The organism is Gimesia fumaroli (assembly GCF_007754425.1).
Lineage (GTDB): Bacteria > Planctomycetota > Planctomycetia > Planctomycetales > Planctomycetaceae > Gimesia > Gimesia fumaroli.
Window position 1 is genome coordinate 2,544,118 of record NZ_CP037452.1, and the last position, 24,690, is coordinate 2,568,807.

The window sequence follows — 24,690 nt, forward strand, 5'->3', positions numbered from 1 at the left end:
GGGGATTCTTTATTCAGGATTGGGACAATCAGGACGCCTTCAACGCATCCCGCACACCGGCTGCATAAGCCGGGTCGACTAACTCAAAATGTTTGAGCTGACGGTCGATGATTTCTTGTGGCACGCCCTGCATCGCGGCGGCGATGTTGGAGAAGAGTCGTGCTTTTTCACCGTCGTCGAATAACTGGAACAGTGCACGGGGTTGTGAATAATCGTCGTTGCCTTCGCGGTGATCGTAGCGGGCGGCATCGCCCGAAATTTTTAGCGGCGGTTCGGCGACATCCGGGTTTTCTACCGGGCCGTTGAAGGAGTTCGGTTCGTAATAGGCGTCCACGGGGCAGCCGTTCGATTTGAAGTGCATCGCGCCATCTTTGTGATAGTGATGCACGGGGCACTTCGGTTCGTTGACGGGTAACGCTTCGTAGTGGGTTCCCAGACGATGCCGGTGCGCGTCGGCGTACGAGAAGACGCGGGCCTGCAGCATCTTGTCGGGAGAAAAGCCGATGCCGGGAACCGTATTCGAAGGTGAGAAGGCAGCCTGCTCGATTTCCGCAAAATAGTTTTCCGGGTTGCGATTCAATTCCATCGTGCCGACATCGATACAGGGATAATCGCTGTGCGGCCAGACTTTCGTCAGGTCAAAGGGGTTATAAGGCGTCTCGTCCGCATCGCTTTCCGGCATGACCTGGATCTGGAACTTCCATTTGGGGAACTCGCCTTTTTCAATGGCGTAAAACAGGTCTTCCTGCGTGCTTTCGCGCGTCTTGCCGACGACCTGTTCGGCTTCTGCGTTGGTCCAGTGTTTGTGTCCCTGCTGGGTTTTGAAGTGGAACTTGACCCAGAACCGTTCGTCTTTTTCATTAATGAAACTATAGGTGTGGCTGCCGTAGCCGTTCATGTTTCGCACGCCGACGGGCAAGCCGCGATCCGAAAACAGGATTGTGACCTGGTGCAGTGATTCCGGCGAGAGGGACCAGAAATCCCACATTGCGGTGGGAGAACGCAGGTTGGTTTTGGGATGCCGTTTCTGTGTGTGAATGAAGTCAGGGAACTTGTAGGCATCACGCACAAAGAAGACCGGCGTATTATTTCCGACCAGATCCCAGTTGCCTTCTTCGGTGTAGAATTTGAGGGCGAAGCCGCGCACGTCGCGCTCGGCATCCGCGGCACCCGCTTCGCCGGCCACCGTGGAGAAGCGGGCGATCATGTCGGTTCTGATGCCGGGCTGCAGGGCTTTGGCTTTGGTGTATTTGCTGATGTCGTGTTCGATGGTCAGTGTGCCATGCGCGCCCCAGCCTTTGGCATGCACAACGCGTTCGGCGATCCGCTCTCGGTTTTGATGCGCCAGTTTTTCGAGCAACTGATAATCTTGCAGCAGAACAGGACCACGCGGGCCGGCTGTCAACGAGTTTTGATTATCAGCAATGGGGGCACCACCTGTGGTGGTGAGCGTTGGTTTCTTAGTCATGGTCTCTGCTCCTTGAATGTGCTTCAGGTATCGCGTCATCCTGGCGGACGAAGATTAGAATCGGATCGGACTGATTATAATGTATCGGTCAAATGTTCGTTGTTGATGAACTATAGAGGGCTGGATTGAGGATGTCTAATGCATTCTTTCGATAGCAGTCATAACCTCCATGCATCTTTTCAATAAAGCCATTTGCGATTCAGGCAAATGCAAATGGGACTCATTTCTGCTGTTTTTTGCGTTTTTGCGTATAAACGCGCAAGCGGTCTTTGAAGGTTTCCAGCAGTTGGCTTTGAAAGCGGTAGGGATTCCACATCACGGCGATTTTACGGAGCGGTTTGCTTCCACTCAGCGAGCGATAGACGCGGCGGTTAGTTTCGTCTCGGTCGCGCGCCATTTGCGGGACCATCGAAATGCCATGTGAAAGCGAGACGAGTTCCTGGACCATTGCCAGTTGACTGGTATGTTCGACGGCTACAGGATGATAGGATCGTTGGCGACAGAAAGAAACGATATTATCAGACAGGCAGTGCGCTTCATCCAGCAGGACGAAGGGGTACGGCTTGATATCTGCCAGGCGGATTTGCGTTTTCTCAACCAGGGGATGATCCGGAGGCATTACTAACAGGAGCTCTTCCTGAAACAGTTCTTCTACTTCAAGGTAGCGAGCAGGGACCGGTAACGCGAGAATCGCCAGATCGATTTCTCCCTGGGTACAACTATGCAGCAGCTTGTCGGTGGTTTCTTCCTGAACGATCAAGGTGGCCTCGGGGAATTCGGCAGAGAACTGGCGGAGAAAATCGGGCAGGAAGTAAGGGGCGATGGTGGGGATGGCGCCGACACGAATCTGACCTGTATGACCATCGTCTGAGATTTCGGCTTTGGTGTCTTCGATGAGCGTCAAAATCTGTTGTGCGCGCGACTGTAAGAGTACGCCTGCATCGGTCAGCGCGAGAGAGCGTGTTTTTCGTTCAAAAACGGGTTGCCCCAATTCGTCCTCCAGTTTTTGGATCGAACGGCTCAATGCGGGTTGGGAAATCATCAATTCTTCGGCCGCCCGGGTAAAATTCCCTCGTTCTGCGACACGGAGAAAATAGCGTAGTTGGTCGACTTCCATTGATGGTTCCTCTGATATGTGTGATGCATGCCATGCATATACTCTGTGTAGAATATGCAATGGTAGTATATCTTCTTCTGGGTATCCTGACAGGGGAAAAGGAAAGAACCGTTTGATTCGAACAGAGAGAACCAAAAGGCTGAACAGTTTCAGAGAACCTGTCGTTGTTCAGGATCCACCGTGAATGGGTGTGAAATCGACGACGTCTCGGGCCAGTTGCAGCGTGTTTTCCGCATACGCATGGGCGAACGGGTCGAGTACGGGAGGCATGCTGGTCCGCCGTTTGATTTTCGATTGTAAGATTTCGATGGCGGTTCGCTGACGATCTGCGCCAAGTGCTTTGCGCATCATTTCCTGCCGGGTTGGAAGCCATTCGAGGTCGGGTGACAGTTGGATTAAAACGGACAATGCCCAATGGCAGAAAGCGTAACTTTCCACAACGCGCGATAATCGAACCAGATCGAGACGTACCATTCGCAGTGTGTTTTCCAGTGCTTCATCCAGGATCGTTGGTTCGCTGCGAGGACTGGAATTGGAGCCAAAGTCAGGAATCGGAACGATTCCTGCGCGGGTTGAGGTGATCAGATCTCTTAAATCTTCCTGTGATTTCCAAGCAAGATGATGTACCCGTTCATGAATGGAAAAGAGTAGTCGATATTCCACGACCTTGGCCTGTAATTCGAAAAGCCAGGTGGACCACCAGACATTTTTACGTTTTTGAACCAGCGCCAATTCTGCTTTTTTCAAACTGGCTTCGGCGTCTTCCAGCAGTCGTCGTCCACTGGACAAATCAGTTTTCCATTTCTTCTTTTCTTCCGGAGTCGCCTTTGACGGCTTTTTGATTCCCTTTTTTTTCCAATATTTTTTTGCGTCCTTTAGATAGTCAATGATTTCCTGTTCGGATTTCTTGAGGCCTTCCAGTCCGCGCGAATAATTTCCGCGCGCAACTCTGTGTAACAGCCGTAACAGATTGCGACGTGTTTCGGGTATGATTCCGTTTCCAAGCGACCTGGCGTGCAATAAAAAGAGCTGTGCACGATGCAGCTCAATGATTCCAGAGTTCAGAAGTGAATCTGCTGCGCCAAGATTGGATGTCAGACCGAGAGCCCTATCCAGGCATTCATGCGCTTTATGCCAGTCATTCTGGATTCCATAGATGGTTGACATTTGCGTTTCCATCATTTGGCGACAGTGACTGGAAGAATCTGTATCGGAGGGGTTCATACGTCGGGAAAGTCGATTGAACAGCTTGTGGATTTGAATCGCTTTCTGGCACCACTGTTCTTCCTGTTTTTTTATACTTTGTCCGCACGCAAAACGAGCTGATTCGATCTGAACGATCAGCCATTGAACTTGCCGACACAGGCATTTGGCCAGATCGGAAACGGCAACCAACTGCCATTCATCTAACTGTTTTGGCAGAAGGGCTTCGATTTCATCCCCTGTGATTTGTTGTTCAATTAAGTGAAGGAGATCATGGAACGCTTTTAAGTCTTTCTTTTTCTTGAAATTACCGCGATAGGGATTTTCGATATCATCTGGAATCAGAGCGGGGTCGAAAAAAAGTGCCTCTGCAAAATTTTGTACTTGTGATAATTGCTTGTTATCAAGCCGTTTGACTGACTGAATTAATCTTAATAAGTCTGGTGATTTGCTGTTTTTGTTAGGAGTTTTGAAATTCCATTCTGGAAATGCACGAATTTTCCTGTCCCTGATGACACTGCATGAGATTTGATACGCGTAGTTTAATTGCCTGATGGTTGCGGGGTAACCACGCGTTGCCAAGGAGAGAATTCCACCATGACGATACCAGGAAGCGAACTCATTGAGCAGATGCAGTTCACCCGTTGAAATTGTTTTCGATTTCAACCATTTTTTCCAAATCGTGCTTTTTAATAACTCTGGCCAGGTTTGTTTTCGATTGTTTTTGATCTCGTCAAACTCTTCTGTTGTTTCAGGCATGAATTTGTTAACAGTGATTTTATGAGTCAACAAATACTCACGAATCTGGCGGTGTCGAAAAAAGCCGCGGTTGTGTTCTGAAACTTCCCGTGCGATACCTCGTTTGATGTATAAGGCGCGCAAAACCATCTGGTGAATGAGGCTTTGCGCATTTTCAAGGGCGAGCTGATCTTTTTTAATAAAGTTGACTGGAGGGGAAGTCTTATTTGAAAATTCTGTGTGGAGTGTTTTTAGCAGTTTTTCTCTGATGTAAACAAGTCTTCGGCAAGTGGCTTTCGGATAGCCTGTCACTGAAGCGGCAGGCTCCACTTCCTGCAGCAGCAAGCGCGCTGCTGTCAACGCTACAATGATTTGCTCGTGGGGAACGACGGGAACATCGCTGCTTTCTTTAGGCGGCGTCCAACAGACTGAAGATTTCCTGTTTTTCTTTGCTTGATTATCTCGCATCATCTGGAACGCCTCATAGGCGGCATTGAGATAATGAGTGACTCCTTCGAGACCTGCTAGTGGATCGCCAGAAGAGCGGAAGAGTTTGTCGTACCAGTTGGCAATCAGATAGTGAGCGCGGAAACAGGCAAAAGGAAAACGAGTGACAGTCTTTGAGTTTCGGACGTCCCATGTGTTGTTGATGGCGTTTGAACTTGCCTTTTTGTGAAAATACTTACGCAGGTAGTTTCTAGCAGGCGCATGCATCCAGGTAAAATTACCGGGCATGCGCCTGACAAGACATTTTTCTGCGTCTGCTAATTCATTGATCCATCCAATATTCTTCGAGGTATCCTGATTGGCATCGCCAAAAATCAGTTTGTAGCGTCTTCTCGACTGATTCGAGTCATCTCGCTTTGAAGGATGAAGGGATTCTGGAGGAAAAAAGGCATCGGATAGCAGTAGATCTGCATAGCGAAACCGGTCCGCCAGGCACAATGCGAGTAAAAATGTCGCCTTGTCTTTATTCCTGGCCCATTTCAGTCCTTGTTTGGCCGTTTTTTCCTGGGTGAAATTTTGTTGTAGCGAAGTTGATTGGATGATTCCCACTTTCGTATTTATCTCTTTGGAGTCGTATGGACCTGCTGGTGGTTTTATCGTGCCGGCCAAATTGGTGGTTTGAAAGGCATACCCATCTTCCACTTGAATACAGCGTCCCAGTTTTTTCGAGTTCAGGAATTGATGGAGTGGACTGGGAATATGTTCTTCTTCGTCGTCTTTCTCTGTCAAATACGCATGATACAGTAATACCAGATTGACATTCTGACATTCGAGGCCGGAAACGCGTGCGAGCAGATCGGCAAAGTCATTTGCATTTGAGGAAGGATCGTCTAATTCTGTTCTCTGATGGCGTGTATCCGTTTTGATGACTCTATCCAGCCAGCCATTAGGTCTTGTTAGCACATCATCATTCGACTTGATTTTGTCATCCATGTCGCAGCGCGAGGAACCCGCGCCATCACGGGCATCGATAAAAATGACCCACTCTTTCCGCCCCTGAGTGAGCCGCCTGATTTCGCCGACCGCTTTTTCCGATTGATCATAGAGCACAATCGGCATCCAATCAGAAAGCCCCGCGGTTTTCGCAACGGCATCAGTAAGGATTTCGAATAACTCATCGGTACTGCCAATATGTTCCATCGACATCCAGACACACTGTCTCTGTTTCGACATCGCGCGATAGAAATGATGAATGCCTTTACTGACGACGCCGTGTTGATCGGGAAGTGCGGTTAGTCTCAATAAACGGCACTCTCTGATTTTTTCGGTATGAACACGTTTTTCATCATGGAACAGGGAGTCTGCGGTTTCGCTGACTTTAGAACCGCTTATATCGATGCCGGCGTGAATCAGATCATTGAGCTGCTGGATCTTCTTCGGTGTCAAATTGCCAGGAGGAAAGCTGAATGAAGCTGAAGAAGGGAAGGGGGCTGACTTGGGAGGCAATGAGCAGGTCACCGACTGGAACAACTGTAACAGGAACGCACCTAAAAATGCCTGGGTGACAGTGTAAACTTCTGCATTCGAATCCTGAAAAGCAGCTTTGACTTCTTGTTGATCTCGTTCTGTATAACAGACCCAGAAAATTTTTGGGGGGGCGTTTTGTGTGTCGTTAGATTTACCGTTCTCTGTTGATTGGTCCGAGTCTTGAGGTTGATCCTCTTGTTGTCGTTTTACTGTGTACTTTAAGAGTTCGACCACACGCCGATCGTTTCCGGAAGTCCCCAGGATGAAGGCATGATTCTTGATGTCTTTTTCTGAGTTTGAGAATTTCAGATCCTCATCAATTGTCGATTCTTGTGTATGCCTCCAGAAATAAGAAGCGAAGTTTTCTTTCTCTTTCAGGGTTGGTTCATCGTCGAGAGAGTAGTCGGCTCGGACACCATATCTCCCCCCGTGCAGCTTGATTAAAATACGATCCCGACTGGAAGAGGCGGTGGGAATACCGGCACTCAAATGGACTTCTACCGGATCAAGAGGTTCTCCTGCTTCCCGAAATGCTTCTTCGGTCAATTCATCCAGGTTGGTCGTTAGTACCACTTCAAATCGCATCGGGCTGGCAAGCTGTGCGATCATGGAATGCACAAGACAAGGGCGCTTTCCCGATGTGATGTGATGAAAGAATGAGTCAATGACATCATAATTGGGTGGACCCAGACGAAGAATGTAGGTGGGATTTTTTTTCGCTGACTGGCACGTGTGCTTGTCTGTTTGTGCTGTGCTTTCAGGAAAATATTCCAGACGGGAAAGAAGGAGTAGCAATGATCGCCAGTCTGCCAGAGCACCAATTGCTTCTTCAAAGACCTGAGATTCATTTTGAGCTGAGTAGCTTGATTCACGTTTCTTATGAATTTCCGCGACGATTTCGTCGAACGCATGATGGGCATCTTGCAGGCGAATGTTCTGCAGTTGCGGCCAGGCGTCGGTACGCGGATACCAGCGACGTTTTCTACGATCTTGTTCTTGTAAGCCAACCCCAAGCGCCAGCTTAAGACATTTGGCTAAATAGGCGCGCACTTCACTGATGATCGGGACACCAGACCCCACGGAAACACCGGCGCCCAACAGGGGAACAAAGCCATTACCCTCTGCTAACTCTGTTCTGATCTGGCAAATAAAATTGGTTGTGTCCAGATCTCGTACCGATGGTTGTTTTTTCTGAGTCGTTTCATGGCGAGCAGCGTTCATTAAACCCTCATTGTTGCAGTGCTTGGTTGTGAATTCAGGAGCAAATTGGGGATTCTAGCTTCCTTTGTTTTCCTAGATTAACAACTAGATGCGTCAGTTCAAGCATATAATGACAATTTGTGCATAGGTGGATCTACCGGGGGAGAAGAACGTGCAATTTGACATAAGGGAGAGTCGACTGTGAGGCGATGATTGATTTGTTTCTAATGAGGGAAGCGTTTCCAGTGGATGACGATCTTAGAGGAGAGTGCATTATGGGTTATGGGAACACAGATAACGCGAATGTGTGCTGAATCGTGGTCTATACCTAGCGAAAGTGCAGAATTATAGGATTCATAAACTTAGGTAGTGAAACGTTTTGTAGACACATCAATAAGCTTTAATGCTTGAAAGTTCTCTGGCTGTTACCTACGATATTCATTCTGATTCTGGATTTATGATTTATTTTGGGAGTCTCCAATGGCGACCGTTTTCAAACGAATCTGTTTGACATCACTACTTGTTTTTGGACTGGCGGATACAGGTATCGCAGACGAGCCGAAACAGCCTGAGCGATTGACCTACGAAGAGCACATTCGGCCGATTTTTCGTGCACATTGTTTTGACTGCCATGGTGCCTCTGAAGAGATGAAAGGCGGACTCGACTTGCGTCTGGTCCGTTTTCTGATCAAAGGGGGCGAGTCAGGCGAAGCGATTGTGCCTGGGAAACCGGAAGAGAGTAATTTGATCGACCGCATAGAGAGTGGCGATATGCCGCCGGGAGAGGCACGGGTTCCGAAAGAGGAAATCGAAACACTCAAACGCTGGATTGCCGCCGGCGCAAAAACGAGTCGTCCCGAGCCGGAAACGATTGGTCCCGGTTTAGGGATCACACCGGAAGAGCGGGCCTACTGGGCTTTCCAGCCGATCAAACGACCGCAGGTTGCAGACGAAGTCAAAGCGAATCCCAAAGTCCGCACTCCCATCGATGCATTGTTGCTCAAGGCGATGCCGGAAGGGCTGACGTTCTCACCCGATGCCGAGAAGCGGACGTTGATTAAACGGGCCTATTTTGATTTGACCGGTCTGCCACCGAGTCCCGCAGAACTTCAGCAGGCGCTGTCGAACAGTGCGGAGAACTGGTATGAAACATTATTAGACGAACTGCTTAAGTCTCCCCATTACGGCGAACGCTGGGCACGGCACTGGTTGGATGTGGCTGGCTATGCTGATTCCGAAGGCTACACGGTCAAAGATGATGTTCGCCCCTGGTCTTGGAAGTATCGCGACTATGTCATTAAGTCGTTCAACGATGGTAAACCATTCGATCAGTTTATTATCGAACAGTTGGCCGGGGATGAACTGGCTGGAAAGCGGGAAGGGGATCTCACCGAACGGCAGATTGAATTATTGACGGCGACCGGGTTTTTGAGAATGGCCGCCGATGGAACCGGCAGCGGAAAGAACACACCAGAAGCACGGAATCAGGTGATTTCCGACACAATGAAAATCGTCGGTTCTTCTTTGCTTGGCTTAAGTGTTGCCTGTGCGCAGTGTCACGACCACCGCTACGATCCGATTCCGCAGTCCGATTATTTCGCGCTGCGTGCTGTATTTGAGCCGACTTTCGACTGGCAGAAATGGCAAACGCCGCAGCAACGTCGGGTTTCTCTCTACACGGCTGACGACCGGGCGAAAGCTGCAGAGGTCGAAGCGGAAGTGCAAAAAGTAGTGAAGGAAAAAAATGAGAAGCAGGCCAAATATATGGCAGAAGCGTTGGAAAAAGAGTTGGCGAAATATGAGCAGCCGCTGCGTGATCAATTGAAGACCGCGTATCAGACCGAGAAGAAGAAACGCACGCCTGAGCAAGTCGCACTACTCAAGAAAAATCCGAGCGTGAATATTTCTCCCGGTGTGCTCTATCAATACTTGCCGAAAGCGGCGGAAGAATTGAAGAAATTCGATCAGCAGATTGCAGAGATCCGCAAGAAGAAACCGGTTGAAGAGTTTCTGCGTGTGGCCATTGAACCCAGCAATCATGTACCGGAAACGAAATTGTTTCATCGAGGCGATTACCGTCAACCGAAGCAGACGGTTAAACCGGCTGCGTTGACCGTGGTTTCGCCGGAAGGGCAACGTCATGAACTCCCACTGAATGATCAGAGTCTGCCGACAACGGGGCGGCGGCTGGCGTTTGCCCGCTGGCTGACGAGCGGACAGCATCCGCTGGTGGCGCGTGTATTGGTCAATCGTATCTGGATGCATCATTTCGGTCGCGCGATTGTCGGTACGCCCGGCGAATTTGGTAAGCTTGGGTCCAATCCGACCCATCAGGAACTGCTCGACTGGATGGCAGCCGAATTCATGGAAAAGGGCTGGGATCTGAAACAGTTGCATCGCACGATCATGCTGTCGACCGTCTATCGTCAGGCGGGGGCGCATGATCCAAGTAAGGAATCGATCGACGCCGACAATCATTACTACTGGCGAAAGCCGATCATTCGCATCGAAGCGGAAACGTTACGTGACCGGATGCTGGCGGCATCAGGGGTTCTCAACCGACAGTTGTATGGAGCTCCTGTAGCGATTAAAGAAGACGATTTCGGTCAGGTTGTCGTTTCGGGCGAACAACTGCGACGGAGTCTGTATATTCAGGCGCGACGCAGTCAGCCGGTCGGCATGCTGCAGACATTTGATGCACCGGTCATGGAAACGAACTGTGAACGACGTTCCAATTCGACGGTCGCAACGCAATCTCTGATGTTGATGAATGGCTCGTTTATTCTGTCTCAATCCGCAAAACTGACCGACCGGATTTCGCGTGAAGCACCTGAATTACAGCAGAATGTCCTGGCTGCGTTACCGGAGCTTCCGCCGACTGCGAAGCCGGCTTGGAGTTACGGCTATGGAACGCTTGATGAAACGGCTTCGGTTAAAAGTACGTTTACCGCACTGCCTCATTGGACTGGATCGAGCTGGCAGGGGGGCGCGAAACTTCCTGATGCGAAACTGGGATGGGTCACGCTGAACGCAGGTGGTGGGCATCCTGCGAGTCAATATACTGCGATTCGTCGTTGGACGGCTCCGGCAGCGGGAACATTGTCTGTGACAGGTAAACTGCAGCACGGGAGCGCGCAGGGGAACGGAGTGCGTGGGCTCGTGATCTCCAGTCGTTCCGGCCTGGCCGGTCAATGGAACGCGAAAAACGGCGCGGCGGATACTAAAGTCGCGACGCTGGCGGTCGAGCCGGGAGACACCATTGACTTTATTACTGATGCCATCGGCGGCGATGTTGGTTTCGACTCGTTTTCGTGGGGCGTGCAAGTGACGCTGCAACGCGCAGAAGGGCCGGCACTCAAATGGGATTCCGCTGCCGAGTTTCGTGGGCCGGAACCACCGCAGAAGAGTCTGCCTGCCCAGGCCGCGTATGCGTTTGAATTAACGCTCTGCCGGAAACCGACGCCGGACGAACTGCAAATGGTGGTGCGTTTCATGGGCAAACAGCTGGCGTATCTGCAGGAGCATCCGGAGCAGATTCCCAAAGGTGTGAGCCCCGCGCGACAGACGGTTACCAATCTCTGTCAGGCACTGATGAGTTCGAACGAGTTTTTATACATCGATTGAGAATGACCTGGTGGGAAATTCGCAATCAAAGAGAATCAAATAACGCCTTTTCACAGGTTTTGAATCATGACACAATATAGCAGACGACAGTTTCTCGCAGAAAACGCCATGGGCATTGGTACGGTGGCGCTGGCCTGGTTACTGAAGCAGGACAATCTGCTGGCCAAGCCAAAGAGTGTTTCTTTAGCGCAGCAGCATTTTGATCTGACGCCGAAAAAAGCACAATTCGCGCCGCAGGCCAAAGCGATGATCTCGCTGTTCCAGCATGGCGGTCCTGCGCACATGGATCTGACTGACCCGAAGCCCGAACTGACCAAGTTTAGCGGAACGGATTTCAAAGGCGATATTCAATTCAGTTTCGTCAATCAGGCCAGTAAAAAACTGTTGGGCAGCCCGTGGAAATTTCACAAGCATGGCGAATGCGGCACCGAGGTGTCGGAACTGCTGCCTCATTTGGGCGAGATCGTGGATGATGTCTGCCTGATTCGCTCGATGCATACCGGTGCGAACGGGCACGAAGTTTCGATTCGTTATTTTCACGGCGGCATTCCCGGCGTGGTGGGGCGACCGAATTTAGGATCGTGGCTGGTGTACGGGTTAGGGACCGAGTCACAAAATCTGCCCGCTTATATGGTGCTGACTGATCCGGGCGGGCTACCCGTGGATGGAGTCACCAACTGGTCGAACGGTTTCATGCCGTCACTGTTTCAGGGAACGGTACTGCGTCCGAAAGAGCCGCGGATTTTGAACCTGGATGCGCCGGCGCACTTGCGCGGTTCGCTGCAGGCACAAAATCTGGAACTGCTACAGGAACTGAATCGCAAGCATTACGAAAAACATCCGCATGAATCAGATCTGGAAGCGCGGATTTCGAGCTATGAACTGGCGGCCCGGATGCAGACATCGGCCCGCGAAGCGCTCGATCTCTCACAGGAGACCAAAGCGACGCAGGAGATGTACGGTATGGATGATCCCAAGACACGCGAATACGGCACACGATGTCTGATCGCCCGCCGTTTGGTGGAACGCGGTGTTCGATTCATCCAGCTGTTCCACGGCGGTCAACCCTGGGATAACCATAGTAGCATTATCACCGGATTGCCCGGGATTTGCGGCCGGACGGATAAACCTTCGGCGGCACTCGTGAAAGATTTAATGCAACGCGGCATGCTGGAATCGACGCTGGTGCATTGGGGTGGTGAGATTGGACGGCTGCCTGTCACGCAAAGTCACGGCGATCCGAAAAAAGCGGGCCGCGATCATAACGGGCAGGGTTTCAGTATCTGGTTGGCCGGAGGCGGTGTCAAAGGGGGCATGACCTTTGGAAAGACCGATGAATTTGGTCACCGGGCAGTTGAAAATGTGGTGACTCCCAACGATTTCCAGGCAACCATCATGCGTCTGTTCGGACTCGATTATAAAGAGTTGCTGTATCTGCATAACGGCCAGGAGCAAATTATCACTAACGGCCGTCCCGCGAAAGTCGTCGCTGAGATTCTGGAGCAACCTCCTGAAATGGCGAGTTAGCAGTTCGGAAATAACTGAGTTCAGAACATCGGCTGATCTGTCTGAATGCTCCTTATCGAGCCGATTTGAACTGTCACTTCAATCTGCGATTGAGGACTTCTCTCATTGTACCATCGGATAAAACCGGTTGTAGCGATATTCCTTTCTGGCGACCTTGAAACCAGAGTAGATCTACCTCAGTTTCAGTTCTTTGCCTCCACGCATGTTGCCAAAATACATCCTATCTTATTGATGTGGAGGTGTAGCAATTAATTTCACTCATTAAATGACATAACTGGCTTTGAGTCTACTCATAAATTTTGCGCGCTGGACAGGACGATGGTAAAAGGTATCAAGCATATTTCCGCTCATCAGGCGATTTTGGAGAACGTCGTTGATGCGATCATTACGATTACGTCTCAGGGAAAGATTCATGCATTTAATCCTGCTGCGGAACGTTTGTTTGGATACAGCACGAGCGAAGTTCTGGGAAAGAACATCAATACTCTCATGCCTTCACCCTATCGTGAAGAACATGATGGCTATCTGGCCCGCTATCTGACAACCGGGAAAGCAAAGATTATCGGCAGTGGTCGCGAAGTGGTGGGGCAACATAAGGATGGGACTATCTTTCCCATCCATCTTTCGGTGAGCCAGGTTTTCATTGAAGAGGATGGTCAAGACGAGGAGATTTTGTTCACAGGAATTGTTCGTGATCTGACGAGTGAAGTCAAACAGAGACAACTCAACGCAGACTACGAGGGCCAGATTGCAGCGATCAGTAAGTCACAGATGGTGATTGAGTTCGCATTGGATGGAACGATTCTTAAAGCCAACGAGAAATTTCTGGAAACAATGGGTTACTCTCTGGATGAATTGATCGGCCAGCATCACCGCCTGTTCGTCGACCCTGAAGAGAGCGCAAGTGCTGAGTACGCATTGTTCTGGGAAAAACTGAAACAGGGTGAATACATCGCTGCTGAGTTGAAACGTATCAATAAGCAGGGGCAGGAAGTCTGGATTCAGGCGTCTTACAATCCGATTCTGGATCTGAACGGGAAACCGTTCAAGGTTGTCAAGTACTCCGTTGATGTCAGTCGGCAGAAGCTGCTTAACGCAGACTACGAGGGCCAGATTGCAGCGATCAGTAAATCTCAAATGGTGATTGAGTTCGCATTGGATGGAACGATTCTCAAAGCCAACGAGAAATTTCTGGAAACGATGGGTTACTCTCTGGATGAATTGATCGGCCAGCATCATAGTGTCTTTGTTGATCCCAGAGAACGAGAGAGTGTGAATTATGCGACATTCTGGGAGCAGCTCAAGCAAGGTGAATATATAACAGCCCAGTTAAAGCGTATTGACAAGCATGGTCATTCTGTCTGGATCCAGGCGTCTTACAATCCGATTTTGGATTTGAACGGAAAACCATTCAAGATCGTGAAATACTCTGTTGATGTCACACAACGTGTGCTCATCGATCAGGCACTGGAAGTCGCTAAACAGGATTTAATTCATGCGAAGGAAGCTGCGGAATTAGCCAATCAATCGAAGAGTGAATTTCTCGCCAATATGAGCCATGAGATTCGGACTCCGATGACAGCGATCCTGGGCTTTACCGACGTCCTGCTTGGGAGTGTCGTCAAACCAGAGGATATTGATTCTGTAAAAACAATTAAACGGAATGGTGAAAGCCTCATCGGGCTGATCAATGATATTCTCGATTTATCTAAAATCGAAGCAGGGAAACTGGATGTGGAGCATATAAACTGCTCTGCAAGCCAGGTTGTAGCAGACGTAGCCTCGTTGATGAGAGTCCGCTCAACCTCGAAAGGATTAGATTTAAAGGTCAGGTTTGATGGTCCGATTCCGGAGACGATCTGTTCTGATCCTACCAGGCTGCGACAGGTGTTGATAAATCTTGTCGGTAATGCGATCAAGTTTACGGAAACAGGAGCGATTGAAATCGTCGTTCGACTGTTGAATGGAGCAGAGGATGAACCCCAACTGCAGTTTGATGTCATTGATAGTGGGATTGGGATTCCCAAAGAAAAAATCGAAAAACTCTTTTCATCATTTACCCAGGCCGATGGCTCGACGACGCGTCAGTTTGGCGGAACAGGCCTGGGATTGACGATCAGCAAACGACTTGTGGAACTTCTGGGAGGCACGGTTTCTGTGAGTAGTCAAGTCGGTGAGGGGAGTACGTTTTCTGTGACAACTGCCACTGGACCATTAGACGGTATCAAAATGGTTCAATGCTCTGCTGAATCCGTACTGAAGGAGGGAGACACCCAGGAATCGGCGGTTGTTCACTCTGTGTCATCACTGCACGGCTGCCGGATTCTGTTTGCGGAAGATGGTCCCGACAATCAACGGCTGATCAGCTTTGTATTGAAAAAGGCAGGAGCTGAGGTCACTGTGGTCGATAATGGCCAGATCGCTGTGGACGCGGCAAGAAATGCATTGGAAGACGGGCATCCATTTGATGTGATCCTGATGGATATGCAGATGCCTGTTCTGGATGGTTATGCCGCAACGCGGCGGCTGCGAAATATGGGGTACTCTAGACCCATTATTGCTCTCACCGCGCATGCAATGTCAACAGACCAGCAAAAATGTCTGGATGCAGGCTGCGATGACTATGCTACCAAGCCGATTAACCGGAAAAAACTGATTCGAAAAATTGTCAGTCAAGTCAAACAGACACAGGATCTCAGGCCTGCATAATCTGTTTCTTCAAGTTCTTCAAGTAGTCCAGGGCAGATCGTGATGGGGTTCCCAAATCGGATAGGGTCTGCTATGGTTCCGTAACGTGTTTCCATCGATTCATCGTTCCCTGTGCCTTTTTCGCCGGTTTATGAATACGTCCCTCATTCATTTTCGACAGCAGTCTTCCAACCATCGACCGGGTTTCACCATTCTGGAACTGCTGGTCGTGATGGCGATTGTGGGTCTGCTGGTTGGATTGATTTTGCCCGCCGTAAATTCCGCGCGGGAGTCGGCGCGTAAGATTCAGTGCGTGAATCATCTGCACCAGATTGGGACCGCTTTACATAACTACCATGATGTGTACCGCCGCTTACCGGCTGGATGGCGACTTGATGCTTCCAGGGAAACGGCTTTTGGCTGGGCCGCGAGTCTGCTGCCATTTCTGGAGCAGTCGAATTTAGCGTCCCTGATCGATTTTCAGTCATCGGTGGATGCGGCGGGCAATGCCGTTTCGAGAACCGTCACGCCGGCTTTTTATCGCTGTCCGTCAGATGTGGCCGAGGATTTGTTTACTCTGTTTGAAGAACATGAAGAAGGTCATGAAACCTCGGGGCTGCAGTCTCATTCAAGACTGATTGATTTGCCGAGCGCCAATTATGTGGGCGTGTATGGGACCAGTGACCCGGATGCGATCGCCAGTCAACCAGGGGATGGGGTTTTTGTCGCCAACCGGTTTCTGCGGTTTACTGAATTTCAGAACGGTTTAAGCAATATTCTTATGGTGGGAGAACGCACCGCGCGGAAGTTACCTTCGACCTGGCTGGGGATTGTGATGGAGGGGGAAGATTCCAAAGGGCGGATGGTCGGATTTGCCTATGCTGGTCCCAATCGGCGCGATGCAGACGAATGCGAATTTGACAGTCGACATCCTGGTTGTGCGAATTTTTTGTGGGGTGACGGGCATGTGAAATCAATCTCCGATTCGATTGACGCGGCTACCTATCGGCGATTTGCGAAGCGCCACTGAGTCTGCCTGGTCTGGCTTCTTTTTCTGCTGTTATCAAGGCACTCTGATGTGATGAGAGGCTCTCGATTTGGGATTGCCGTTCGTTCTTGTATTGACAAAAAGGGGCGCGTTCACGATGATTTGTCTCTGGTAATACTATATTGATAGTAGTTTTGGGGGCGGCTCAAAACGCAAAGGAATGTGAATCACACAGCGACGCGAATTGAACAGAATATGAATTTTCAGGTTCGCAAACGAGAACCAGAGCTGATGGATCAGCCAGGCTTGTCAGAGCGTGAGCATGGCTCTGCTTTAAACGGACTGCGGCGCGTGAACTGGTGGAGCCGCAGCAGTGCGATCTTATGGCCCTCGATTCAGAAGCTGTCGCACACGGTCGAGCAGCGTCCCTTGCGAATTCTGGATATTGCCAGTGGTGGCGGTGATGTCGCGTTGAATCTCGCACAACGGGCGCAGCGCGCCGGGATTGCGGTCGAAGTAGATGGTTGTGATATCAGCCCGTACGCCGTGAAGCATGCGTCGGATCTGGCGGCGCGGATGCAGCTGGAACAGGTGCAGTTTTACGAACGCGATATTCTGCAGGAACCGGTGGACCGGCAATATGATGTGGTGATGTGCTCTCTGTTTCTGCATCATCTGGATGAAGCACAATCCGTGCAGTTATTCAATATTATGTCCAAGACCACCCGGCATCTGGTGCTGGTCAATGATTTAAGACGGTCTCGGGTCGGCTATTGGCTGGCCTGGGCGGGCTGTCGATTGTTAACCCGCTCTCCGATTGTGCATACTGACGGACCGCTGTCTGTCGCGGGCGCGTTTACGATGGAGGAAGCGGCCGACTTAGCTCGGCAAGGCGGTTTGAGCGGCTTTCAAATGTCGCGGCACTGGCCACAACGCTGGTTACTCGAATGGAGTCGAACATGACTCTCTCTCACGCAATCAGTATGGAGGAGGCCTGCAGCAGTGACTGGGATGTGGTGGTGATCGGTGCGGGGCCGGCTGGCACGGTCGCAGCCCGTCAGTTAGCACTGCAGAATTGGCGTGTTTTATTGATTGAGCGGAAGGCGTTTCCCAGATACAAAGTTTGCGGCTGTTGCCTGAATCAACGGGCGATCTCCGCGTTACTGCAGATCGGGCTGGGTAATCTCCTGGAAGAGACAAATGCGGTTCCCTTGAATTCATTTGAGATGCGATTTAGCGGACGGGCGGCGACAATTCCGTTGCCGGGGGGAGTGGCGCTCTCACGGGCTGTGTTTGATGAACGGCTTGTGGAAGCGGCGGTGGACGCGGGGGCCTTCTTTTTGCCGGAAACCACAGCCACGTTGCAGAACTGCACAGAGCAGGATCAGACGCGACAGGTAAAGCTGGCACAACAGGGGCAACCCTCGGGGACTGTGACTGCGAAAATCGTTCTGGCAGCAGACGGGCTGGGGCATCCCAGTCTGCAGCATTGTGAGGCGTTTGAGAGTACCGTATCACAGAGTTCCCGGATGGGGGTGGGGGCATTACTGGCGAGTGACTATTTATCAGACTACCCGACGGGCGTGATTCATATGGCCATCCATAAATCCGGTTATGTGGGACTGGTGCGGGTTGAGGAGGACAGAGTGAACCTGGCGGCGGCGATCGACGGAGATTTTATTAAACAGAGCGGAAGTCCTGCGGCGGCGGTGCTGACGATTTTGAAGGCATCCGGTTTTCCGACCTTCTCTGAAATCACTGAAGGGAGTTTCAAAGGGACGATTCCCTTCACCCGCAAAACCATGCGGCCCGTGGGGAAGCGTGTGTTTGTGTTGGGGGATGCGGCCGGTTATCTGGAACCCTTTACGGGAGAAGGGATGGCGAATGCGATTGCGGATGCCGTTGCCGTTGCGGAGCTCGTTCCTCAAGGCCTCTCAGAGTGGGATCAGAGCCTTGAGCAGACCTGGTTGAAAAAACATCATGAGATAACAGACGGAAGATTAACCTGGTGCCGTTGGTTGGCGCCATTGTTGCGTCTGCCTGTTGCGGTGGGAATCGGGCTGCGTTTATTTCATTTGTTTCCGGCAGTGGCCCGGCCGATTGTCGCCCGTTTAAATCATTAAAGAACAGCGCCGTTTGAGCGAGAACCTATATGAGTTTTGAATTACTTGGAATTGGTACGACGACGCCTCAACATTCGATTGCGCAGGCAGAGGCAGCCGTGCATGCGGAAGCTTTGAGTTGCAGTGCTGTGTCAACGGACCAACAGCGGCGTTTGCTACCAATTTTATATCGTCGCGCGGGGGTGAAAACGCGGCACAGTGTCGTCCTGGAGAGCAGTACCAACGGGGAAATGGCGCGACAGACCTTTTATCCGCCTGCGACATCTGATGGGGACTTTGGTCCCACGACGTCGCACCGGATGGAAGCTTATGAAACGCATGCGTCCGCGCTGGCGATTTCCGCTGTCCGCCAGGCCTTGCAGGACGGGAATGTGAATGCCGATGAGATCACTCACTTAGTGACGGTGTCGTGCAGTGGGTTCAGCGCCCCCGGTTTTGATATTCTGTTGTTGAAGGAGCTCGGTTTCTCGGCGGATGTGTCACGCACTCACATCGGTTTTATGGGCTGTCACGGTGCGTTGAACGGGTTGCGGGTGGCGAAATCGTTTACAGACAGTAACCCTGAAGCACGCGTTGTGGTGTGTGCAGTAGAGCTGTGCAGCCTGCATCAGCAATATGGTTGGTGTCCGAATAAAATTGTGGCCAATGCGTTGTTTGCAGACGGGGCGGCTGCGGTGGTGGGAAAACAGGCGATTGATCCGGCGGAAGATAGCTGGACGCTGGTTTGCTCGGGTTCCACGGTGGTGCCTGATTCGGAAGAGATGATGAGCTGGCGGATTGGCAATCATGGATTTGAAATGACGCTTTCTCCCCAGATTCCGGATTTGATCAATGCAACATTGCGAAACTGGCTGGAGCAGTGGCTGGCACAACAGAATTTGACGATTGAAGAGATCGGCTGCTGGGCCATTCACCCGGGCGGTCCTCGCATTCTGAACGCGGTCGCGGAAGCGGCGGGATTTGATGAAGGTCTGTTGACGCCGTCGCGTGAAATTCTGGCACAATTCGGCAATATGTCATCACCGACGGTGTTGTTTATCCTGAAAAAACTGCAGGCAGAGAACGCGGCATTGCCGTGCGTGATGCTGGGCTTTGGTCCCGGACTGACGATTGAAGCAGCTCTGGTTCGTTAGTCGGAACTCGAACACGGTTATGCTGACGGTTCCGCTGCATCCCGTTCGCTTGCCAGGGTGAAGAATCGTCCGAGGGGGCTTAACAGGAGCGCCGGTAAGACGATCAAGTCTCCCAAAAGCGCCATGAACAGCAGGCCGAACATCATCCAGGCGAAGCGTGAGGTCGGAACAAAATTGCTGAAGGCAAAGACCAGTAAACCGAGGCCACAGATCAGTGAGGTCTGGATCATCGCTTTGCCGCAATGACGATAGGCATACAGCACGGAATCGATGGCACTATAACCTGCATCGAGTCGACGGCGAAAGAAGGTCAGATAATGCAGCGTATCATCGACGGCAATTCCGAGTGCCACACTGGCTGTCATCACCGAGCCAATATCGACGGAGACGGAGAGCCAGCCTAACAGACCGAAGATCATCAGAGGGGGGAAGACATTCGAGACCATCGAGACCAGGCCGGCGATGATGCCGCCCTGAACGATGGTCATGACGACGGCTATGATCACAAAAGCAAATAGAAAGCTTTTGAAGAGGTCAACCATTAATTGACGCTGGATTTCATGGACTAAAGGCATGATCCCGGTTCGCTGTGTTGAAATGCCGGGGGGAACGGTTTCGAACGAGCTTTGAATGGTCGTGTCTACTTTATCGCCGATCAAATCCAGATACGCATTGTAGTCGGCGTTGTTCAATGAACTGACATAGGTGGTGATGCGAAACTGACGCTGTCCCTCCCGTTCTTTCAGGTAGCCTGAGTCAATGAACTGTGATTTCATTCCCAGCAGGGCTTCGTTGGCGCGGTATTGGAATAACTCTCTTGAGAGATTGGCCGGGCGGGGGAACCGGGGCGCGAACGTCATCGTGGAAATCGTTCGGTTCAAGTTTTCCGTTTTTTTGAGTTCCCGTTCGATATTCCAGACCATCAGTAACTGCTCCCGAAACGAAAGTTGCGCTTCCGGCGTGCAGGTCAAAACGACTTCGATGGGAACGAGGGAACCCACATGGTCTTCCAGCCAGTGATAGTCGTTTAGGATTGTGCTCTGTTCGGGAAACAGCGTTTCGATGCGGACCGATGTATTGATTCTGGAAATGCCGAAACCGGCAGCTGCCATCGCTGCGAGTGAAACACAGGCGATGGGCAGATGTTGTTTGTTGAGTGCGGCTGTTAAATAAAACCAGACGTCATGTCGCGCGGATTGGGAACTCTCTGACTCTGTTGCTTTCGGGGGCTTTCGTTTGAGAGGCCAGACGGAAAACATGCCCGGGATGAGCGTCAACAGTAAGCCGGTGGTGATCAGGACGCCACAGGCGGCGTATCCTCCGAACAGACGGATTGGGGTTAAACCGCTGACTAAGAGTGAGGCGAGTCCGATGGCGGTCGTTCCGGCCGAGAGCAGGCAGGGCAACCAGCCGATTTGAAATGCGTAGGCCGCCGGTTGTTCGATGCTGGGATCTTTGACGGCGTCAAAATAATAGTTGACCAGGTGAATGCCCCCCGCCACCGCCAGCACCTGAATCAGGGGGGGCATGACAATCAGAAGGGCGGTAATGCTTTCGCCGCTATAATGAATGAGGGCGAGTGTGATTCCCTGGGCGAGTAACGAAAGTCCGAAAACCAGTAGAGCCGCCCGAAACGAACGCAGGCAGATCCAGCAGATGAAAAGCACAATCAACGTGGAAGGGAGTACAAACCGGTCGAGTGAATCTTTGCTGGCGAGATCGATCTCCAGACCATCAATGATCGGGCCTGCCAGATGAATTTGATCAGTGTCGAGTTGACAGTGCTGCTGTAATGCGTCGCGAATGGAAGCAACGAGTGCTTTCCGTTTCTGCAGGCCTTCCGGCGTAAAGCTGACGATGATGCAGGTGGTTTTGCCATTTGCGCCGATGAAGGTACCGCGCAGTCTGCTGTGAACTTCTTCCGTCGTCAGACCCATCTGAGGCGCATTGAGGGAACGATAGAGCTCGCGTCCCGAAATGACACGTTCGAAATACCATTGTTGCTGTGCATCCTGAAATTCGTCTGCGGTGCGCAGGACTTTGACGAAGCGGTCCAGGTCGGGGTTGTCAATTGTGCATCCGGGCCAACTGATGATAACTGTATCGCTGTTTCCAAACACCTGACAGAATTGATCATAGTCATTTCGTGCCGGGAACGCCGCGGTAACCCAGTCGATGGGTGAGTTGACTTTCGTCTGCATCGCCTGCGAGGCGCCATAGCCGATCAGGGGGAGCAGCAGGAGCAGGTAACTTACCAGTAACCAGAACCGTCTTCGGTGAATCGACATGCAGAGAGAACTTTAAGATGACAAATATTGAGAATTGAAAAGCTCGAATCATGGCCAGGATGTGCATTTATGTTCTTCAGGCGCTGATTTTTTCCGCAGTCCTGTCCGGCTCTGATGTTTTAACAGGAGCCGGTTTTACTTTCCGTTTTCCCAGCGGTCCGAAAAACAGGAACGGATAGCCGGGGACTTTCGCTTGGTAATCTCGATACGGTTTTCCGATGTAAAACTGGAGTCGTTCATCTTTCAGGTAGCTCCCCAGGAAAATATAAACAGTCCAGATGCCTGTCAGAATGGCCCGGTCGAGTGTCATGACGGGGGTGAACCAGAGTAAGCCCATGAAGCTCAAATAGACCGGATGTCGCATGCAGCAGTACAGACTACGTGGATGAAATTCGCGTCGGGGGAGCGGTTTCTTGCGTAACCAGTACCACCATTGAGTCAGGCCGGTCTGGTAGCCTAGGCCTGTGAGGTTAAGGCTGTAGAGTAGCGCCAGCCAGGAGCCGTAAAATCCAGCGGACACCAGCCCGCCTTCAATGCCCTCGAAGTGCCAGAGTTCCAGCGGACTGCTGCGCCAGCAGAACGCGGTGAGCAAGATTCCCGAGCAGGTTTGCAGGCAAAACAGCGAGCCATAAAAGGGCGAGGGGAGCCAGCGCGTGATCAGGCTGCGGATTTTGGGATAAAGGAGCAGGCTGTGTCCGACAGCAAACTGGAGTGCCAATACAGCATCGATCCAGAGGAACTCGGCGGCGTGATGGCGGTAGTCTTCTTTGAGAAACCAGAACAGATGCCATACCGTGAACAGGAACAGTAACTGCGTGGCGAGACCAAATGTGATTCCAACGAAGCGTTGCATCCCTGCATCCTCGTAATCGTTGTCGCAATATTATTTATAACGGTTTCTGAGCAATGAAGCATCCATACTGCATTGCACCGCTTTCATAGGCTTTTAGAATGGTTTCAAATCGATCCAGGAACATCACGGTGTCCTGATCAATCAGCCGTGCCAGCCAGCGAACACCGGTTTTCTGCACGCGTTGCTGACAGATTTTCCAAGTCTGAGAGACCCGATTCGTCCAGTTATGATATCCCTGGAATTCCAGTCCCGCGGTTTCCATCCAGGACTGATAGTCTTCTGCGCTACCCAGTGAGGGGCAGAAGAAGCCTTCACAGACATCATGGACCTGCTGAATCGCGTCTTCGCTTTCCAGTTGATCGCCGGCGAGCCACGCACAAATTGCCATGCGACCGCCGGGGCGTAACCAGGTGGCGGCTTTGTGGAAGAAGGCTTGTTTGTCAAACAGATGCTCGGTGCATTCGATACTCCAGATGACATCGAACGATTCGGGTGCAAACTCCGCGGTTTCCGCGTCCTGGCAGAGAAACTGTGTGTTGTGACGTTGTCCGCGCCAGCGTGCTTCCAGCGAGGCCCAGCGCTTTTGGACCGGGCTCAGTGTAATGCCGGTTACCTGACAGCCGAATGTTTTCGCTAGATGAATCGAAGAGCCACCCATGCCACAACCGACGTCGAGCAGACTTTCATCAGGCTGAACGTGAATGAATTCGGCCAGGGTTTCGGTCAACTGCTGTTGTGCGGCTGCCGATGTTTTTCCAAAGTCGGACGTTTCAAGAGCGGTGCTGCTGTTTTCTTCCCACAAGCCGTGATGAATGTGCCGCCCCCAGAGTAATCGGTAAAACAGCGTGGTTAAATTGTAATGGCTGCGAATGACATCTTTTTGTACGGTGGGGCAACTAATCATGGGAAGAGACCAGGTTCATGATGTGAATGATAAGCTAGAAAAAGTAAAATAGACTGTTACCTGGCTACGTCGAGCTCGCCGTAAATTTTCAGTTCATCGGTAATGCCAACAGCTCCAAAGGCTTTGCTATAAGGGGTAATGCCAAAATGCGTCTGCTTGATGGAAAAGCTGGTTCTCACATGGTTCTGTTGGTTTTTATCGGTGACTTCGGCAATCAGGCGTAAATTTCGCGTGACGCCATGCAGGGTGAACTTGCCATCCAGTTGATAGAATGATTTTCCCGTGGGGGCATTTTGTTTGACGGGGACGGCCGACGTAATCTCGAATGTGGCGGTCGGATACTTGCGGACATCCAGCACGCTGCTGCCCAGCATGTTCGCGTTCACATCTTTTTGTGTTGAGGCTGATGTGGTCCCTTTCAGGCCGATGTATTTGCGTGCTTCCGGAGTGTCTGCTTTCCAGGTGGTCATGTCGAACACTATCTTGCCGGCATTACTTCTGGCGCCCAGGTTCAACGTTCCTGTTTTGATTTCGCCAATTACGGCATGTTCGTGTCCAAAGCCGGTTTTGCCGACGAAAGTAAAGACACGACTTGTTTTCGTATTCACCTCACCTGTGACATCTTGTGCCTGAACACTGGTGGTAAGGCTCATGCTGAGAACAACAAAACCTGCAATCAGCAGGGAATTTATGCGTTGGTAATAGGGTACCTGTGATAACATCTGACGAATCCTTGTCTGTTTCGAATTTAAATAGCAGGCTGGTATTACGATTCCTGACTTCCGAAATCCCTTGTCTTGTGGGCGAACGATAACAACTATGGATATAGTAGTAAATGCCATTTTTTGAAAAAATGAATCAA

At 51.1% G+C, this 24,690-nt stretch carries 14 protein-coding genes; 7 read left to right on the top strand and 7 right to left on the bottom strand.

Annotated features, from left to right (window positions below):
* Nucleotides 1-28: 28 nt before the first annotated feature.
* The 3 genes from Enr17x_RS09810 to Enr17x_RS09820 all read right to left on the bottom strand — a co-directional run bounded on the left by Enr17x_RS09810 (nt 29) and on the right by Enr17x_RS09820 (nt 7,721).
* Nucleotides 29-1,468 (bottom strand): catalase, encoded by a 1,440-nt coding sequence (locus Enr17x_RS09810; RefSeq protein ID WP_145308215.1) that lies wholly within the window; start codon nt 1,466-1,468, stop codon nt 29-31.
* A 220-nt stretch (nt 1,469-1,688) separates the two neighbouring features.
* On the bottom strand, nt 1,689-2,585 hold the full coding sequence (locus Enr17x_RS09815) for a LysR family transcriptional regulator (protein WP_145308217.1): 897 nt from the start codon (nt 2,583-2,585) through the stop codon (nt 1,689-1,691).
* Nucleotides 2,586-2,753: 168 nt separating this feature from the next.
* Nucleotides 2,754-7,721, bottom strand: a complete 4,968-nt coding sequence (locus Enr17x_RS09820; RefSeq protein ID WP_145308219.1) for an SIR2 family protein — start codon at nt 7,719-7,721, stop codon at nt 2,754-2,756.
* 459 nt (nt 7,722-8,180) lie between these two features.
* Here Enr17x_RS09820 and Enr17x_RS09825 point away from each other — a divergent pair, with 459 nt between their 5' ends.
* The 7 genes from Enr17x_RS09825 (at nt 8,181) to Enr17x_RS09855 (ending at nt 19,783) form a co-directional block, all read left to right on the top strand.
* A complete protein-coding gene (locus Enr17x_RS09825) occupies nt 8,181-11,324 on the top strand; it encodes a PSD1 and planctomycete cytochrome C domain-containing protein (protein ID WP_145308221.1) in 3,144 nt (1,047 codons plus the stop codon).
* Between the two features lie 66 nt (nt 11,325-11,390).
* The gene (locus tag Enr17x_RS09830) at nt 11,391-12,851 is read left to right on the top strand and encodes a DUF1501 domain-containing protein (protein WP_232101005.1); all 1,461 of its coding nucleotides are present in this window, start codon (nt 11,391-11,393) and stop codon (nt 12,849-12,851) included.
* A gap of 318 nt (nt 12,852-13,169) precedes the next feature.
* Nucleotides 13,170-15,560, top strand: a complete 2,391-nt coding sequence (locus Enr17x_RS09835) for a PAS domain-containing hybrid sensor histidine kinase/response regulator (RefSeq protein ID WP_145308223.1) — start codon at nt 13,170-13,172, stop codon at nt 15,558-15,560.
* A 130-nt stretch (nt 15,561-15,690) separates the two neighbouring features.
* On the top strand, nt 15,691-16,569 hold the full coding sequence (locus Enr17x_RS09840) for a DUF1559 domain-containing protein (RefSeq protein ID WP_145313972.1): 879 nt from the start codon (nt 15,691-15,693) through the stop codon (nt 16,567-16,569).
* A gap of 213 nt (nt 16,570-16,782) precedes the next feature.
* Complete coding sequence (locus Enr17x_RS09845) at nt 16,783-17,490, top strand: methyltransferase domain-containing protein (RefSeq protein WP_145308225.1); 708 nt, start codon at nt 16,783-16,785, stop codon at nt 17,488-17,490.
* Nucleotides 17,487-18,650: an NAD(P)/FAD-dependent oxidoreductase gene (locus Enr17x_RS09850; RefSeq protein WP_198001075.1), complete on the top strand. Its 1,164-nt coding sequence runs from the start codon at nt 17,487-17,489 to the stop codon at nt 18,648-18,650. Before Enr17x_RS09845 ends, Enr17x_RS09850 begins: the two co-directional genes overlap by 4 nt.
* Nucleotides 18,651-18,679: 29 nt before the next feature.
* Nucleotides 18,680-19,783 (top strand): type III polyketide synthase, encoded by a 1,104-nt coding sequence (locus Enr17x_RS09855; RefSeq protein ID WP_145308229.1) that lies wholly within the window; start codon nt 18,680-18,682, stop codon nt 19,781-19,783.
* 17 nt (nt 19,784-19,800) lie between these two features.
* On the opposite strand, the gene Enr17x_RS09860 is transcribed toward Enr17x_RS09855, so the two are convergent.
* From Enr17x_RS09860 to Enr17x_RS09875, 4 genes are all read right to left on the bottom strand, one after another.
* On the bottom strand, nt 19,801-22,071 hold the full coding sequence (locus Enr17x_RS09860) for an efflux RND transporter permease subunit (RefSeq protein WP_145308231.1): 2,271 nt from the start codon (nt 22,069-22,071) through the stop codon (nt 19,801-19,803).
* Nucleotides 22,072-22,147: 76 nt separating this feature from the next.
* Nucleotides 22,148-22,924, bottom strand: coding sequence for a hypothetical protein (locus tag Enr17x_RS09865; RefSeq protein ID WP_145308233.1), 777 nt, complete (start codon nt 22,922-22,924; stop codon nt 22,148-22,150).
* 34 nt (nt 22,925-22,958) lie between these two features.
* Nucleotides 22,959-23,828: an SAM-dependent methyltransferase gene (locus tag Enr17x_RS09870; protein WP_145308235.1), complete on the bottom strand. Its 870-nt coding sequence runs from the start codon at nt 23,826-23,828 to the stop codon at nt 22,959-22,961.
* A gap of 56 nt (nt 23,829-23,884) precedes the next feature.
* Nucleotides 23,885-24,550, bottom strand: a complete 666-nt coding sequence (locus tag Enr17x_RS09875; RefSeq protein WP_198001076.1) for a YceI family protein — start codon at nt 24,548-24,550, stop codon at nt 23,885-23,887.
* Nucleotides 24,551-24,690: the final 140 nt, after the last annotated feature.

Excerpts from the sequence above, each read along its gene's own strand:
- Enr17x_RS09860 (WP_145308231.1), bottom strand. The coding sequence starts at position 22,071 with ATGTCGATTCACCGAAGACGGTTCTGGTTACTGGTAAGTTACCTGCTC.
- Enr17x_RS09865 (WP_145308233.1), bottom strand. The coding sequence starts at position 22,924 with ATGCAACGCTTCGTTGGAATCACATTTGGTCTCGCCACGCAGTTACTG.
- Enr17x_RS09845 (WP_145308225.1), top strand. The coding sequence starts at position 16,783 with ATGAATTTTCAGGTTCGCAAACGAGAACCAGAGCTGATGGATCAGCCA.
- Enr17x_RS09850 (WP_198001075.1), top strand. The coding sequence starts at position 17,487 with ATGACTCTCTCTCACGCAATCAGTATGGAGGAGGCCTGCAGCAGTGAC.
- Enr17x_RS09855 (WP_145308229.1), top strand. The coding sequence starts at position 18,680 with ATGAGTTTTGAATTACTTGGAATTGGTACGACGACGCCTCAACATTCG.
- Enr17x_RS09835 (WP_145308223.1), top strand. The coding sequence starts at position 13,170 with ATGGTAAAAGGTATCAAGCATATTTCCGCTCATCAGGCGATTTTGGAG.
- Enr17x_RS09825 (WP_145308221.1), top strand. The coding sequence starts at position 8,181 with ATGGCGACCGTTTTCAAACGAATCTGTTTGACATCACTACTTGTTTTT.
- Enr17x_RS09840 (WP_145313972.1), top strand. The coding sequence starts at position 15,691 with ATGAATACGTCCCTCATTCATTTTCGACAGCAGTCTTCCAACCATCGA.
- Enr17x_RS09870 (WP_145308235.1), bottom strand. The coding sequence starts at position 23,828 with ATGATTAGTTGCCCCACCGTACAAAAAGATGTCATTCGCAGCCATTAC.
- Enr17x_RS09830 (WP_232101005.1), top strand. The coding sequence starts at position 11,391 with ATGACACAATATAGCAGACGACAGTTTCTCGCAGAAAACGCCATGGGC.
- Enr17x_RS09820 (WP_145308219.1), bottom strand. The coding sequence starts at position 7,721 with ATGAACGCTGCTCGCCATGAAACGACTCAGAAAAAACAACCATCGGTA.
- Enr17x_RS09810 (WP_145308215.1), bottom strand. The coding sequence starts at position 1,468 with ATGACTAAGAAACCAACGCTCACCACCACAGGTGGTGCCCCCATTGCT.
- Enr17x_RS09815 (WP_145308217.1), bottom strand. The coding sequence starts at position 2,585 with ATGGAAGTCGACCAACTACGCTATTTTCTCCGTGTCGCAGAACGAGGG.
- Enr17x_RS09875 (WP_198001076.1), bottom strand. The coding sequence starts at position 24,550 with ATGTTATCACAGGTACCCTATTACCAACGCATAAATTCCCTGCTGATT.